The sequence below is a fragment of the Thauera sp. genome, from assembly GCF_034003485.1.
GTDB lineage: Bacteria > Pseudomonadota > Gammaproteobacteria > Burkholderiales > Rhodocyclaceae > Thauera.
This window is the reverse complement of record NZ_JAVEYL010000046.1, coordinates 1-15,077: the sequence shown is the minus strand read 5'-3', so window position 1 is coordinate 15,077 and position 15,077 is coordinate 1. Positions and strand designations below refer to the sequence as shown.

Genomic DNA, 15,077 nt, shown 5'->3' with positions numbered 1-15,077 from the left:
GCGCTGCTGTTCGAGCGCTTCCTGAACCCGGAGCGGGTGTCGATGCCCGACTTCGACATCGACTTTTGCCAGGACAACCGCTACCGCGTCATCGAGTACGTGCGCGAGCGCTACGGCAAGGACGCGGTGAGCCAGATCGCCACCTTCGGCACCATGGCCTCGAAGGCGGTGGTGCGCGACGTCGGCCGCGTGCTCGACTTGCCCTATGGGCTGTGCGACCGCCTCTCGAAGCTGATCCCGATCGAGGGCGCCAAGCCCGTCTCGCTCAACAAAGCCTACGAGATGGAGCCGCAGATCGGCGAGATGATGAAGGACGGCAACGACGGCGAGGCCATCCAGACCCTGTGGGGCCTGGCGCAGCCGCTCGAGGGCTTGAGCCGCAACGTCGGCATGCACGCCGGCGGGGTGCTGATCGCGCCCGGCAAGCTCACCGAGTTCTGCCCGCTCTACATCGCCGACGGCGACGACGCCACGCCGGTGTCGCAGTTCGACAAGGACGACGTGGAAGCCGTCGGCCTGGTCAAGTTCGACTTCCTCGGCCTGCGCAACCTCACCATCATCGAGCTCGCGCTGGAGTACATCGCGCGCATGACCGGCAGCCGGCCCGACCTGATGAGCCTGGGTTTCGAGGACCCCGCCGCCTACCAGATCCTGAAGGACGCCAACACCACGGCGATCTTCCAGGTCGAATCGGACGGCATGAAGAAGCTCTTGAAGAAGCTCGCGCCCGACCGCTTCGAGGACATCATCGCGGTGCTCGCGCTCTACCGTCCGGGGCCGCTCGGCTCGGGCATGGTGGACGACTTCATCCTGCGCAAGAAGGGGCAGCAGGAGATCGACTACTTCCACCCGGATTTGAAAGCCTGCCTGGAGCCGACCTACGGCGTGATCGTGTATCAGGAACAGGTGATGCAGATCTCCCAGATCATCGGCGGCTACACCCTGGGCGGCGCCGACATGCTGCGCCGCGCGATGGGCAAGAAGAAGGCCGACGAGATGGCCAAGCACCGCGCCACCATCGCCGAGGGCGCAAAGCACAAGGGCTACGATCCGGCGCTCGCCGAGCAGCTCTTCGACCTGATGACCAAGTTCGCGGAGTACGGCTTCAACAAGTCGCATACCGCGGCCTACGCGGTGGTGACCTACCATACCGCCTGGCTGAAGGCGCACCACTGCGCGGCCTTCATGGCGGCGACGATGTCGTCCGACCTGGACAACACCGATACCGTCAAGATCTTCTACGAGGACACGCTCGCCAACAAGATCGCGGTGCTGCCGCCGGACGTAAACACCTCCGACTACCGCTTCGTGCCGGTGGATCGCAAAACGATCCGCTATGGCCTCGGCGCGGTGAAGGGCGTGGGTGAGCCGGCGGTGCGCGCGATCCTGGCCGCACGCGAGAAGGCTGGAGACTTCCGCGACCTGTTCGACTTCTGCGAGCGCGTCGACCGCCGCATGGTGAACCGCCGCGTGATCGAGGCGCTGATCCGCGCCGGCGCGATGGACACGCTGGCGGGCCACAAGGGGCTGGACCGCTCGCAACTGATGGCCACCGTGGCGCTGGCAATGGATGCGGCCGAGCAGGCGGCGGCCAACGCGATGCAGGGCGGGCTCTTCGACCTGATGCCGGAGGCTGCCGGCGCCGCGCCCGAGTTCGCGAAGATCCGCCCCTGGAGCGAGCGCGAGCGCCTGAAGGAAGAGAAGCTCGCGATCGGCTTCTTCCTTTCCGGCCATCCGTTCAACGCCTTCAAGGCCGAGGTGCGCCGCTTCGTGCGCCGCACGCTAGCGCAGGTCGAGCCCTCGCGCGACATCACCCTGCTCGCCGGCGTGGTGATGGAGCAGCGCACCAAGGTCGGCAACCGCGGCAAGATGGCTTTCGTGCTGCTCGAGGACGGCACCGAGCCGCGCGAGGTGACGGTGTATTCGGAGGTGCTCGACGCCAGCCGCGGCAAGATCGTCACCGACGAGGTGGTGGTGATCGAGGCCAAGGTCAGCAACGACGACTTTTCGGGCGGGCTGCGCATCATCGCCGACCGCGTGCTGACCCTGGGCGAGGCGCGTGGCCGATTCGCGCGCGCGCTGTCCTTGCGCATCAACGGCGAGGTGGGCGCGAGCGGCGGCGCGATGGCCGCCGCCGGCAAGCTGCAGACCCTGCTCGAGCCCTTCCGCGAAGGTGGTTGTCCGATCCGCGTGACTTACCGCAACAACGCAGCAGAGGCGGAGCTGCCGCTCGGAGATGGCTGGCGGGTACGGCTCGACGACGCGCTACTCGAGAGTCTGCGCGACTGGCTGCCGCCCGAGTCGGTCGAGGTGATTTACCAGTAAGGCGAGGGCGCGCGCAGCATCGATGCTCAGAGGCTCGGTCGCTGTTCGAAGCCTTCGATGTCCTCGATGACCGCCTCGGCGGCCGCGCTGATCTCGATGCGCGCCACCTCCGCCTTGGGCGGCCCCTGGTGTGCCCAGTCGATGAACTCGTCGATCGCCGACTGGGTGCCGATCACCAGCGCCTCCACCCAGCCCTCGTGACGATTCCGCACCCAGCCGCGCAGTCCCAGACGCGTGGCCTCGGCCTGCGCGCTGGCGCGGTACCACACGCCCTGCACCTTGCCGTGAATGGCGAGCAGGCGGGTGATGGGCTCGTGGCGCCGCGGGGCGTTCTGTTCAGACATAGGCGATCTCCGGTTCCATGCCGCTCAACTGGCGCGCACGGGCGACCGCCTCCTCGAGCGTGGCGGTGATGTTGTCGTCGCCCAACTGGTCGAGGAAGCCCGAGCGGAACACGATCGAGCCGGGCTGCGAGCCGAGCCGGCACAGGATCAGGTGGGCGCCGCGCTTGTGCAGGTTGCGCTGAAGGGTCTGCAGGATGTCGAGACCGGTGGTGTCGAGGCTGATCACGCGGTCCATGTCGAGGATGACCACGTCGGGGTGGCCGTCCTGCATCAGCAGCAGGTTCTCGAGCTTGTTGGCGGCGCCGAAGAAGAGGCTGCCGCTCAACTTGTAGGCGAGGACGCGCGGCGTGCCGTCTTCGCGCAACTGGGTCTCCGCGCCTTCGAGGTCGGGCAGGGTGATGCGCTCGATGCGGGTGAGGTCCGACATGCGGTACATGAAGAACAGGCTCGCCAGCACCATGCCGATCTCCACCGCGAGGGTGAGGTCGAACACCACCGTGATCAGGAAGGTACCGAGCAGGATGGTGCGGTACTGCAGCGAGTAGCGTGCGAGCTCCCGAGGCGCGAAGGCGTGCCATTCGCCCATGTTGATCGCCACGATGACGACGATCGCCGACAGCGTGGCGAGCGGGATGTGGCTGGCCAGCGGCGCCAGTGCGAGCACGATCGCCAGCAGTACGCCGGCGTGGATGATGCCTGCGATCGGGGTGCGCCCGCCGGTGCGGATATTGGTGGCGGTGCGCGCGATCGCGCCGGTGGCCGCGAAGCCGCCGAAGAGCGGCGCGGCGACGTTGGCGATGCCCTGCGCCATCAGCTCCTGGTTGGGGTCGTGGCGGTCGTCGATCTGGCTGTCGGCCACGCGCGCAGAGAGCAGCGACTCGATCGCGCCGAGCAGCGCGATCGTGATCGCCGGCGCGATCAGCTTGCCGAGGGTGGAAAGGCTCAGTTCCGGCAGGCCGAAGGGCGGGATCTCCTGCGGGATGCCGCCGAAGCGGCTGCCGATGGTGTCGACCGGGAGTGCAATGAGCGCATTGACCGCAGTCATGACGATCAGCACCGCCAGCGGCCCCGGCAGGCGGCGCATCCATGCGGTCCTCGCCGCCTGCCGGTTCCACCCGAGCAGGATCGCCAGCGACACCACGGCCACCGCCACCGTGGGCAGATGCAGGGTCGGCAGGCCCTCGATCAGCGCGCCCATCTTGGCGAAGAATTCACCCGGCAGGTTGTCGATCTCGAGGCCGAGGAAGTCCTTGATCTGCGTGATGAAGATCACGACCGCGATGCCGTTGGTGAAGCCGATGACCACTGAAAGCGGGATGAAGCGAATCATGCTGCCCAGGCGAAGTGCGCCCATGGCAAACAGCAGCACGCCTGACATCATGGTGGCGATGAGCAGGTTCTGCACGCCGAGGTCGGCGACGATGGCGTAGATGATCGGGATGAAGGCGCCGGTGGGACCGCCGATCTGGACCCGCGAACCACCGAGGAGGGCGATCAGGAAGCCCGCGACGATCGCGGTCCAGATGCCCGCCGAGGGCGACATGCCGGACGCGATCGCGAACGCCATCGCCAGCGGCAGCGCGAGCACACCGACGGTGATGCCCGATGAGAGGTCGCCGACGAAGGTCGCGCGGCTGTAGCCGTGCAGGGTGTCGAGGAGTTTGGGACGAAAGTTGATCTTCATGCTGTCTCCGCTGCGTACTTGAACAGGACGGGGCGCGAGGCCCGGGTGGCGCCGCTGCCTTCGGTGTTACGGCGAGCGGCGCGAGCTGCGGAGACGGTCACCCTCGGCCCGCGTGATGGAGGACGATCCAGCGCTTCGAGAGTGTGAGCGGCATGGCGGCTACTCGGGTTGGCTCACTTCACCTTCATGCCCGGCAGCGCGCCGGCGTCCGGCGACAGGATGAAGATGCCTGGCGTCTTGCCGTCGGCGTCGGAGGCGGCGAGCACCATGCCCTCGCTCATGCCGAACTTCATCTTGCGCGGCGCGAGGTTGGCGACCATCACAGTCATGCGCCCGACCAGCGTGGCCGGGTCGTAGGCCGACTTGATGCCGGCGAAGACCTGGCGCGGCTTCGGGTTGCCGGCCTCGTCGGTCTCGCCGATGTCGAGGGCGAGGCGGATGAGCTTGTCGGCGCCTTCGACGTGTTCGGCGTTGACGATCTTCGCGATGCGCAGGTCGACCTTGGTGAAGTCGTCGATCGAGATGTGGGGCGACGGTGTCTCGGCGGCCTGCGCGTCGTGCTGTTGCTTCTCGGCATGGCGCTGCTGCGAAGATGCGGCCCTGGCTACCGCCTCCGCCTTCACCGGCGCCACGGCGGCCGGGGCGAGCGATTCGCGGTTGGCTTCGAGCAGCGCGTCGATCTGCTTGCGCTCGACGCGGGTCATCAGGTGGCTGTAGACCTGGATGGCATGGCCGGCGGGCAGCGCCGCCCACTCGCCCTGCCAGTCCATGGGCGGGATGGCGAGGAAGGTTTCGACCTGCGCGGCGAGCGTCGGCAGCACCGGCTTGAGGTAGCGGGCGAGGTCGCGGAACATGGTCAGCGCGGTGCTGCACACGGTGTGCAGGTGGGCTTCCTGGCCGTGCTGCCTGGCGAGTTCCCACGGCTTGTGGTCGTTCACGTACTGGTTGGCGACGTCGGCCAGGCGCATGGTTTCGCGCAGTGCGCGGCTGTAGTCGCGCTCGTCGAAGGCCGTGGCGATCTTGCCATCCGCCCAGGCAGATGCGAACTCTGCACATGCGCCGGCATCGATCTCGCCCAGCTTGCCCTCGAAGCGCTTGCCGATGAATCCGGCGCAGCGGCTGGCGATGTTCACGAACTTGCCGACGAGGTCGGAATTCACCTTCGCGATCATGTCGTCGAGGTTGAGATCGACGTCTTCCATGGTGCCGTTCGACTTGCCGGCGAAGTAGTAGCGCAGCCACTCGGGGTTGAGCTTCTGGGCGATGTAGGAGTGCGCGGTGATGAAGGTGCCGCGGCTCTTGCTCATCTTCGCGCCGTCGACGGTCAGGAAGCCGTTCACGCACAACTGGCTGGGCGTGGCGTAGCCGGCGAACTTGAGCATCGCGGGCCAGAACAGCGCATGGAAATACAGGATGTCCTTGCCGATGAAGTGCACCATCTCGGTGCCGGCCGCGGCGGCGCGGGCGGCGTCGGTGTAGTCCTCGACCGCGATCGTCTCGCCGGTAGCGGCGCGCTTGGCGGCCAGGTTGCGGAAGCTGGCGAGGTAGCCGATCGGCGCGTCCAGCCACACGTAGAAGTACTTGCCCGGCGCGCCGGGGATCTCGAAGCCGAAGTAGGGCGCGTCGCGCGAGATGTCCCAGTCGGAGAGCTTGTTCTCGCCCTCCTCGCCGAGCCACTCCTTCATCTTGTTGGCGGCCTCCATCTGCAGGCGGCGCTCGCCGGCGACGTTGGTGCCGCGCGTCCATGCGCGCAGGAAGGCCACCGCGCGCTCGTCGGACAGGCGGAAGAAGTAATGCTCGGAGGTCTTCAGCACCGGCTTGGCGCCGGACACTGCGGAGTACGGGTTCTTGAGCTCGGTAGGGGCGTAGGCTGCGCCGCAGGCCTCGCAGTTGTCGCCGTACTGGTCGGGCGCACCGCACTTGGGGCATTCGCCCTTGATGAAGCGGTCGGGGAGGAACATTTCCTTGACCGGGTCGTAGTACTGCTCGATCGAGCGCGTATCGATCAGACCGCCGGCCTTGAGCTTGCCGTAGATGTCCTCGGCGTAGAAGCGGTTCTCGGTGCTGTGTGTGGAGTGATAGTTGTCGAAGGCGACGCCGAAGGCGGTGAAGTCGCGCAGGTGCTCGCCATGCACGCGAGCGATAAGCTGCTCGGGGGTGAGGCCTTCCTTCTCGGCGCGCAGCATGACCGGCGTGCCGTGGGTGTCGTCCGCACACACGTAATGCACCGCATGACCCCGCATGCGCTGGTAGCGCACCCAGATGTCGGCCTGGATGTAGCCCACCAGATGGCCGAGGTGGATGTCGCCGTTGGCGTAGGGCAGGGCGTTGGTGACGAGGAGCTTGCGGGGCATGGTGGCTGTGCAGGTGTCGGCGAATAAAAGCGGAAGTTTAACAAAGCGCGTGGGGGTGGGCGCCGCTGCGTTGCTGCAATACGCGACGCGCGGGGGTCAGGGCTGGCGGCTAAGCATCAGTTCTACGCGGCGATTGCGCGCGCGACCCTCTTCGGTGGCGTTGCTGGTGAGCGGGTCGGCCTCTCCGTGGCCGTCCGCGCTCAAGCGTTCGAGCGCGATACCGCGCTGGCGCAGGTGCTCCACCACAGCCTCGGCACGCGCGATCGATAGTTGCAGGTTGACCATCTCGCTGCCCTGGCTGTCGGTGTGACCGACGACGCGCACCGCGGCGCCTTGCTCGCTGGCGAGGACCGGCGCCAGCGCGTCGAGCGCGCTCGCCAGCGAGGGCCTGATCTCGGTCTTGCCGCTCGCGAAGCCATCGGCGACCGGGATCTGGAGACGAAGGCCCTGCTTGTCGGCCTGGCCGATCTCGATGCCTTTGATGCCGGTTGTGGCGCCGACGAGGCGCTGCTTCAAGGCGGGCCAGTCGGGTTCCGGGCTGGGAGCGCGAACGAGGGCGTGGCGATTCACTGCGTCGGCGGACGGGCCGATGGAGGGCGTTGCGCAGGCGGCGAGCAGCGAGACGAGGCCCAGGGCGGGGAGCAAACGGATGAGGCGTCGGGCGTTCATGTCGAGGTGTTGCATGGGTTCGCGCCGCGTGCATACGGCGGGGAAGGAGGCGTCGGGGAGGCGCAGGGAGAAACCCTGCTCAGATCGCGGGTGAGTGAAACTGTCCGCTCCGGTATGATTCTGCCGCTTTCACCCCGCAGCGGGTGCACCGATTTTCGAGGAAAACGCGATGAGTCTTGACCAGCAAACCGTAACCGAAGCGCTCAAGCAGGTGATCGATCCGAACACCGGCAAGGATTTCGTGGCCGGCCGCAGCATTCGCAACCTCGCCGTCGAGGGCGGCACGGTCCGCTTCGATGTCGAACTCGGTTATCCCGCGAAGAGCCAGCACGAGCCCATTCGCGCGCTGTTGGCCGATGTGGTGTCCAGGCTGCCCGGTGCGACCCGGGTCGACATCACGGTCACCAGCAAGGTCGTCGCGCATGCGGTGCAGCAGGGCGTGAAGCTGCTGCCGGGCGTGCGCAACATCATCGCGGTGGCCTCGGGCAAGGGCGGTGTGGGCAAGAGCACCACCGCGGTCAACCTGGCGCTGGCGCTGTCGGCCGAAGGCGCGCGCGTCGGCCTGCTCGACGCCGACATCTACGGCCCGTCGCAGCCGCAGATGCTGGGCATCGGCGACCAGCGCCCGGTGTCCGACGACGGCAAGACCATGATTCCGCTCGAGGCCTACGGCATCCAGGCGATGTCGATCGGCTTCCTGATCGATCCCGACACGCCGATGGTGTGGCGCGGCCCGATGGCGACCCAGGCCTTGAACCAGATGCTCAAGGACACGGCCTGGACCGACCTCGACTACCTCGTCATCGACATGCCGCCGGGCACTGGCGACATCCAGCTCACGCTGTCGCAGAGCGTCCCGGTGACCGGCGCCGTGATCGTCACCACGCCGCAGGACATTGCGCTGCTGGATGCGCGCAAGGGCGTGAAGATGTTCGAGAAGGTCGGCGTGCCCATCCTCGGCGTGGTCGAGAACATGAGCATCCACATCTGTTCGAAGTGCGGCCACGAGGAGCACATCTTCGGTCAGGGTGGCGGCGAGAAGATGTGCGCGGACTTCAACGTGCCCTTCCTGGGTGCGCTGCCGCTCGATATCCAGATCCGCACCGAGGCCGACGGCGGCGCGCCGACCGTGGTCGCCGACCCCGACGGCCGCATCGCGTCCATCTACAAGCAGATCGCGCGCAAGGTGGCGGTGCGCATCGCCGAGCGCTCGAAGGACATGACGCACAAGTTCCCGAACATCGTCATCAAGAGCACCTGAGCCGGCATCGCGTCCCGGGCGTTTTTCCGGGCCGCTCCGATCCGGATGCAGCCGCGCCGCGGCGGGAGTGTGCACTGCAGCAACAAAGCTGCCGTGAACGCTTTCGCCGTCGCGGCGCATGTCCTACACTACGCCGCTTTTCCGACCGCCGACCGGTCGCAACGCTACCGCTGGAACCCGCGCCAATGTCCATCAAGTCCGACAAGTGGATCCGCCGCATGGCCGAACAGGCCCGCATGATCGAGCCCTTCGCGCCGGATCTGGTGCGCGCCAACGACACCGGGCGCATCGTGTCGTACGGCACCTCGAGCTACGGCTACGACGTGCGCGTGGCGAACGAATTCAAGATCTTCACCAACATCAACTCGACGATCGTCGATCCCAAGGATTTCGACGCGCGCAATTTCGTCGATTTCAACGGCGACGTGTGCATCATCCCGCCGAACTCCTTTGCGCTGGCGCGCACGGTCGAGTACTTCCGCATTCCGCGCAGCGTGCTGACGGTGTGTCTGGGCAAGAGCACCTACGCACGCTGCGGGATCATCGTGAACGTCACCCCGCTCGAGCCCGAGTGGGAAGGTCACGTGACGCTCGAGTTCTCCAACACCACGCCGCTGCCCGCCAAGATCTACGCCAACGAGGGCGTCGCGCAGATGCTGTTCTTCGAGTCGGACGAGGTGTGCGAGACTTCGTACAAGGATCGCGGCGGCAAGTACCTCGGCCAGACCGGCGTCACCCTGCCCAAGATCTGAGCGCCGGCGCGCAGCAGCGATGCATTCACGGGGCCGCCTGACGGCCCCTTGTGCTTTTTTTAGATTCAATTTCGGTAACGCCCGGGCAATGTTCAGGGGGTTACACTTTCGATTTTTGCGTCCCGCAAGGACCCGCTGGAGACGACCAGGATGAGATTCCACTTCCCCATCATCATCATCGACGAGGACTTCCGTTCCGAGAACACGTCCGGTCTGGGGATCCGCGCGCTCGCCAAGGCGATCGAGGAAGAGGGCATTGAGGTGCTGGGTGTGACCAGCTACGGCGACCTGACCTCGTTCGCGCAGCAGCAGAGCCGCGGCTCTGCCTTCATCCTGTCGATCGACGACGAGGAGTTCTCGTCGCCCGAAGCCTCGGCCAAGGCAATCGCGGGCCTGCGTGCGTTCGTCGTCGAGATCCGTTTCCGCAACGCCGACATCCCCATCTTCCTGCACGGCGAGACGCGTACCACGCGCCACATTCCCAATGATGTGCTGCGCGAGATGCACGGCTTCATCCACATGTTCGAGGACACGCCGGAGTTCATCGCGCGCTACGTGGTGCGCGAGGCGAAGAACTATCTTGATTCGCTGGCGCCACCCTTCTTTCGCGCGCTGGTGCACTACGCGGCCGACAGTTCGTATTCGTGGCACTGCCCGGGCCACTCCGGTGGGGTGGCCTTCCTGAAGAGCCCGGTGGGGCAGATGTTCCATCAGTTCTTCGGCGAGAACATGCTGCGTGCCGACGTCTGCAACGCGGTCGACGAGCTCGGCCAGCTGCTCGATCACACCGGCCCGGTGGCGGCGAGCGAGCGAAATGCGGCGCGCATCTTCAGCTGCGATCACCTGTATTTCGTCACCAACGGCACCTCGACCTCGAACAAGATGGTGTGGCACACCACGGTGGCGCCCGGCGACATCGTCGTCGTCGACCGCAACTGTCACAAGTCGATTCTTCATTCGATCATCATGACCGGGGCGGTGCCGGTATTCCTCACGCCGACACGAAACCACTACGGCATCATCGGTCCGATCCCTCTCGAAGAGTTCTCGATGGAGAACATCCAGAAGAAGATCGACGCCAACCCGTTCGCCCGTGAGGCCAAGACCAAGAAGCCGCGCATCCTGACGATCACGCAGTCGACCTATGACGGCGTGGTGTACAACGTCGAGACCATCAAGGACATGCTCGACGGCCAGATCGACACCCTGCATTTCGACGAGGCCTGGCTGCCGCATGCGGCCTTCCACGACTTCTATGGTGATTACCACGCGATCGGCGAGGACCGCCCGCGTTGCCGCGAATCGATGGTGTTCTCGACCCAGTCCACGCACAAGCTGCTGGCCGGCCTCAGTCAGGCCTCGCAGATCCTGGTGCAGGACTCGCAGACCCGTAAACTCGACCGCGATATCTTCAATGAGGCTTATCTGATGCACACCTCGACCTCGCCGCAGTACGCGATCATCGCGTCGTGCGACGTCGCCGCGGCGATGATGGAGGCGCCGGGTGGCACCGCACTGGTCAATGAGTCCCTGTCGGAAGCGGTCGAGTTCCGCCGTGCGATGCGCAAGGTCGATGCCGAGTTCGGCGACGAGGACTGGTGGTTCAAGGTGTGGGGGCCGGAGTTCCTGGCCGAAGAGGGTATCGGCAGCCGCGAGGACTGGACGCTGAAGGCGGGTGAGCGCTGGCATGGCTTCGGCGAGCTGGCCGAGGGTTTCAACATCCTCGACCCGATCAAGGCCACGATCATTACCCCGGGCTTGAACATGGACGGCGATTTCGCCGAACACACGGGCATCCCGGCAGCGATCGTCACCAAGTATCTGGCCGAGCACGGCATCATCGTCGAGAAGACTGGGCTGTACTCCTTCTTCATCATGTTCACCATCGGCATCACCAAGGGCCGCTGGAACACGATGGTGACCGAGTTGCAGCAGTTCAAGGACGACTACGACCGCAACCAGCCGCTGTGGCGTGTCATGCCGGAGTTCATCGCCAAGCATCCGCGCTACGAGAAGGTAGGCCTGAAGGATCTGTGCAACCAGATCCACAGCTTCTACACGTCGCACGACATCGCACGCCTGACGACCGAGATGTACCTGTCGGACATGGTGCCGGCGATGAAGCCTGCCGAAGCCTTCGCCAAGATGGCGCACCGCGAGATCGAGCGGGTGGCGATCGACGAGCTCGAGGGTCGCGTTACCTCGATGCTGGTCACGCCCTACCCGCCAGGTATCCCGCTGTTGATCCCGGGCGAGCGCTTCAACGCGACGATCGTGCGCTACCTGAAGTTCGCGCGCGACTTCAACGCCCGCTTCCCCGGCTTCGAGACCGACATCCACGGGCTCGTGAAGAGCGAGGATGGGCGCTACCACGTGGATTGCGTGAAGGGCTGAACGGGCGGCCCGCTTGTGCAGGCGAGGATGTGAAAAAGGCCGCTTACTGCGGCCTTTTTTCAGAGCGTAGTGCGCACGATTCATCCGAACTCAGCGCCTGCGGTACTCCACGAAATCGAAGTCGAATTCGTTATCTGCGTCAGCCTGGCGAGCATCGCGCCGTTCTTCGACGAAGTCGTCGCGTTCGAGCATCGGAAAATGGGCGTCGCCATCGACGTCGGCCCAGACCTCGGTCAGCACCAGGCGGTCTGCCATCGGTAGCAGGCTGGTGTACAGCTGAGCGCCGCCGATGACGAAGATGCGCGCCGCATCCGATGCTGCCGCGATCGCCGCTTCGGGGCTGTTGAACACCTCGGCGCCATCGGCCCGGAACGCTGGATCGCGAGTGACCACGATGTTGCGCCGCCCCGGCAATGGTCGGCCGAGCGAGATCCAGGTGTTGCGGCCCATCAGGATCGGATGTCCCATGGTCAGCGCACGGAAATGCTGCAGATCGGCCTTGAGCCGCCAGGGCAGGCCGTTGTCGCGGCCGATCACGCCATTGCGGGCAAGGGCGGCGACGATGACGATCTCTGGTCTCTTGCTCATACGGCGACAGGTGCCTTGATGTGAGGGTGTGGGTCGTAACCTTCCAGCGTGAAGTCCTCAAACCGGAAAGCGAACACATCCTTGACCTCAGGGTTGATACGAAGTTTCGGCAGTAGCCGGGGCTCGCGGCTCAATTGCTCGCGCGTCTGCTCGAGGTGATTGAGATACAGATGACAGTCGCCACCGGTCCACACGAAGTCACCAGGCTCGAGGTCGCAAGCCTGCGCGACCATGTGGGTGAGCAGCGCGTAAGACGCGATGTTGAAGGGCACACCGAGGAAGATATCCGCACTGCGCTGGTAGAGCTGGCATGACAGGCGCCCGTTTGCGACGTAGAACTGGAACAGTGCGTGGCAAGGCGGAAGCGCCATGTTCTCCACCTCGCCCGGGTTCCAGGCCGTCACCAGGTGGCGCCGGGAGTCGGGATTGCGCTTGATGCCCTCCACAAGGCGGCTGATCTGGTCGACGCGGCGTCCGTCGGCGGTCTCCCAATGGCGCCACTGCTTTCCATAGACGGGGCCCAGGTCGCCGTTCTCATCTGCCCATTCGTCCCATATCGACACGCCGTTCTCCTTAAGATAACGGATGTTCGTGTCGCCCTGGAGGAACCACAACAGCTCGTGGATGATCGAGCGCGTGTGCAGTTTCTTGGTGGTGAGCAGCGGGAAGCCGTCCTGCAGGCGAAAGCGCATCTGCCAGCCGAACACCGACAGCGTGCCGGTGCCCGTGCGGTCGGTTTTCCGGTCGCCGTGTTCGAGCACATGGCTCATGAGGTCGAGGTACTGGCGCATGAGGCATTCCGGCAAAAAAATGTGATTCTACAGTGCTGTTGGCGCGGACTCTCGCCCTCAAGCCGGCCAGACCCTTTGTCGGGTTGCCGACTGGCGGGTTCCTCCTTGCGCGCGAAGATATGCTGTAGACATCGTGAGGGCGTTCGGCGCAGAATCCTGCAAGTTGTTACAAACTTCCAATTGCCTCGTATAAGTCTAGCCCGATCGGGTCGAGCGCCGGCAGCGGAGAACCCATAGTGGAAAATGCCACGGAGAGACTCGACTTCACGCCCGCTGGCGTTCTTGCTGGCGGGGGGGATGCTGTCGTCGGGTTCGAGGCCGCAATCGCCACCTTGCGCGCAATCTACAAGCCGGGCAGCCCGAAAGCCGAGGCCGCCGGACTGCATGTGGTTTCCGGTTTCGACGACGCGCTGCAGCTTGCAATCGAAACGTCCGCGCCGATCGGGAAAAGGGTGATCGCAGAGGCTGTCCCGCATGATGCCGTCTGGTGGTCGCGATGGCTGGCAGGTGCGCGTGACGCTTCTCACGCAGTATGTGATGCCTACTGGTGCCTGTCTTCATTGCAATGCACGGCAGGATACGATTCGGTTCGCCACCGCCTAGCCGTCAGCGTGGTCGAAGCACTGAAGTGGTCTGCCTGTGATCGCTTCAGCCCGGACGAGACCCTGTGGGCGCGGATCAGTCAGCTTTTTGTTAACTCGGCGGAGTCCAGTGCCAGCGTGATCGGTGGCGACGTGTCCGGAGTTGGGCGCGAATATCTGCGGGCGGTGGCCTACTACAGCGCAAACCTCGATCAGGTTGAGCTGAACATGGCCATCGCCCTTGTTCACCTGATCGACCTGAGCCTGCCTTTCCTCGAATTGACCCGCAAGCCCGTGGATGCGCCGCAGTACGTCGTTTATCCAAGCCGCGGATTGATTCCGGTTCGACGAGCGCGCGAGCACGATGCAGGTGAGTGGCATTTCGCTCCCTGGGCGGCGGATGAACTGTTGGCCGATTTCGAAACCAGGCTGGAGGCTGGGCGCGTTCCCAGGGTGCTTGGGGCTTTGCCCCCGGATGAAGTGCGCTCCGCGCTAAAGTATTTGCGAGCACAGTGGTCGACGAGGCCCCCCGTTCGGCATCGGAGGCGATTCCCGCAGGACGCCAGCGTCATGGTCGCTCGAGGCCTTCCCGCTTGTCTTGCCGTGCTCCGGGGCGAGCCGCTGCCTGCGATGCGCTCGTGGCGGGCGCTTGATTTCAGTCGTAGCGGGCTTTACATCCTCGCGAACAGCGATCCCACTCGCGCCTGGCCAGATATAGGGGAGTTGCTGGGCGTGCACTTTGATGATGGAGATGGCTGGCAACTCGGCATCGTCCGGCGTCTGCGGATGTGGCCCAGTCATGCAGGGCTGGGTGTTGAGTTGCTCGCATGGAAGCCGACGATTGGGGTGATCGACGACGGGCAGTTCGCGGTTGAAGGGATCCAGTGCGATACCCCGGAAAAAGGCGGGGTGATTCGGTTCCTGACGCTCGCGACTGCGTCGGAACTTGCTGAACCCCTGTTCCTTCGTGAACCTGGCGCGGTGATCAGGCTGCGTCCTCTGCAGACCCTTGCGCAGGCAGCGGGCTACAAGCTAGTGGCCTATCAGGTGCAGTAGCAGAACCGCACTTTAGTCGCTGTTGCTTGTGTTCATCCGGTTCGGAGCCTGCCCTCGGAGCGGCTGTCCTTCCTCGTCGATGCATTTGCCCGCCGCGTGGCTGTTGAATCGCAGGCCAGGGGGCTCCAAAAGTCGCGGCTGGGCGTGCCGGCACGCATCCTCTCATAAGAATCTTTTTTCTTATTTTTCTTGACGGTTTTTTTTGGGTGTCTATAATTCGGCCCTCTTCAGCGCTGCAGCGGTTTTCAAGGAAGTCGTGGCGGCGTTGGAGGTTGGGG

Annotated in this window: 11 protein-coding genes; 5 read left to right on the top strand and 6 right to left on the bottom strand. The window is 65.0% G+C overall.

What is annotated here, in order from left to right; all coding sequences use genetic code 11:
- Positions 1-2,325 (top strand): DNA polymerase III subunit alpha (gene dnaE / locus RBT54_RS16895; protein ID WP_320368200.1); only part of this gene is annotated, 2,325 nt, incomplete at its 5' end.
- A 26-nt stretch (positions 2,326-2,351) separates the two neighbouring features.
- On the opposite strand, the gene RBT54_RS16890 is transcribed toward dnaE, so the two are convergent.
- The 4 genes from RBT54_RS16890 to RBT54_RS16875 form a co-directional block, all read right to left on the bottom strand.
- On the bottom strand, positions 2,352-2,669 hold the full coding sequence (locus RBT54_RS16890; RefSeq protein WP_320368199.1) for an acylphosphatase: 318 nt from the start codon (positions 2,667-2,669) through the stop codon (positions 2,352-2,354).
- The gene (locus RBT54_RS16885; protein ID WP_320368198.1) at positions 2,662-4,353 is read right to left on the bottom strand and encodes a SulP family inorganic anion transporter; all 1,692 of its coding nucleotides are present in this window, start codon (positions 4,351-4,353) and stop codon (positions 2,662-2,664) included. The genes RBT54_RS16890 and RBT54_RS16885 overlap by 8 nt, the downstream gene beginning before the upstream one ends.
- 173 nt (positions 4,354-4,526) lie before the next feature.
- The gene (metG, locus tag RBT54_RS16880; RefSeq protein WP_320368197.1) at positions 4,527-6,707 is read right to left on the bottom strand and encodes a methionine--tRNA ligase; all 2,181 of its coding nucleotides are present in this window, start codon (positions 6,705-6,707) and stop codon (positions 4,527-4,529) included.
- A gap of 96 nt (positions 6,708-6,803) precedes the next feature.
- Positions 6,804-7,391: an OmpA family protein gene (locus tag RBT54_RS16875; protein WP_320368196.1), complete on the bottom strand. Its 588-nt coding sequence runs from the start codon at positions 7,389-7,391 to the stop codon at positions 6,804-6,806.
- Positions 7,392-7,545: 154 nt separating this feature from the next.
- Between RBT54_RS16875 and apbC the strand changes: the two genes are divergently transcribed.
- The 3 genes from apbC (at position 7,546) to RBT54_RS16860 (ending at position 11,783) form a co-directional block, all read left to right on the top strand.
- Positions 7,546-8,637, top strand: coding sequence for an iron-sulfur cluster carrier protein ApbC (gene apbC, locus RBT54_RS16870; RefSeq protein ID WP_320368195.1), 1,092 nt, complete (start codon positions 7,546-7,548; stop codon positions 8,635-8,637).
- A gap of 185 nt (positions 8,638-8,822) precedes the next feature.
- Positions 8,823-9,389, top strand: a complete 567-nt coding sequence (gene dcd / locus RBT54_RS16865; protein ID WP_320368194.1) for a dCTP deaminase — start codon at positions 8,823-8,825, stop codon at positions 9,387-9,389.
- 150 nt (positions 9,390-9,539) lie between these two features.
- Positions 9,540-11,783 carry an arginine/lysine/ornithine decarboxylase gene (locus tag RBT54_RS16860; protein ID WP_320368193.1) on the top strand — a complete coding sequence of 748 codons (2,244 nt, stop codon included), beginning with the start codon at positions 9,540-9,542 and terminating at the stop codon, positions 11,781-11,783.
- Between the two features lie 90 nt (positions 11,784-11,873).
- On the opposite strand, the gene RBT54_RS16855 is transcribed toward RBT54_RS16860, so the two are convergent.
- Both RBT54_RS16855 and RBT54_RS16850 read right to left on the bottom strand, forming a co-directional pair.
- Complete coding sequence (locus tag RBT54_RS16855) at positions 11,874-12,371, bottom strand: dihydrofolate reductase (RefSeq protein ID WP_320368192.1); 498 nt, start codon at positions 12,369-12,371, stop codon at positions 11,874-11,876.
- A complete protein-coding gene (locus tag RBT54_RS16850) occupies positions 12,368-13,162 on the bottom strand; it encodes a thymidylate synthase (RefSeq protein ID WP_320368191.1) in 795 nt (264 codons plus the stop codon). The genes RBT54_RS16855 and RBT54_RS16850 overlap by 4 nt, the downstream gene beginning before the upstream one ends.
- A gap of 236 nt (positions 13,163-13,398) precedes the next feature.
- On the opposite strand from RBT54_RS16850, the gene RBT54_RS16845 reads away from it, so the two are divergent.
- A complete protein-coding gene (locus RBT54_RS16845; protein WP_320368190.1) occupies positions 13,399-14,799 on the top strand; it encodes a hypothetical protein in 1,401 nt (466 codons plus the stop codon).
- Positions 14,800-15,077: the final 278 nt, after the last annotated feature.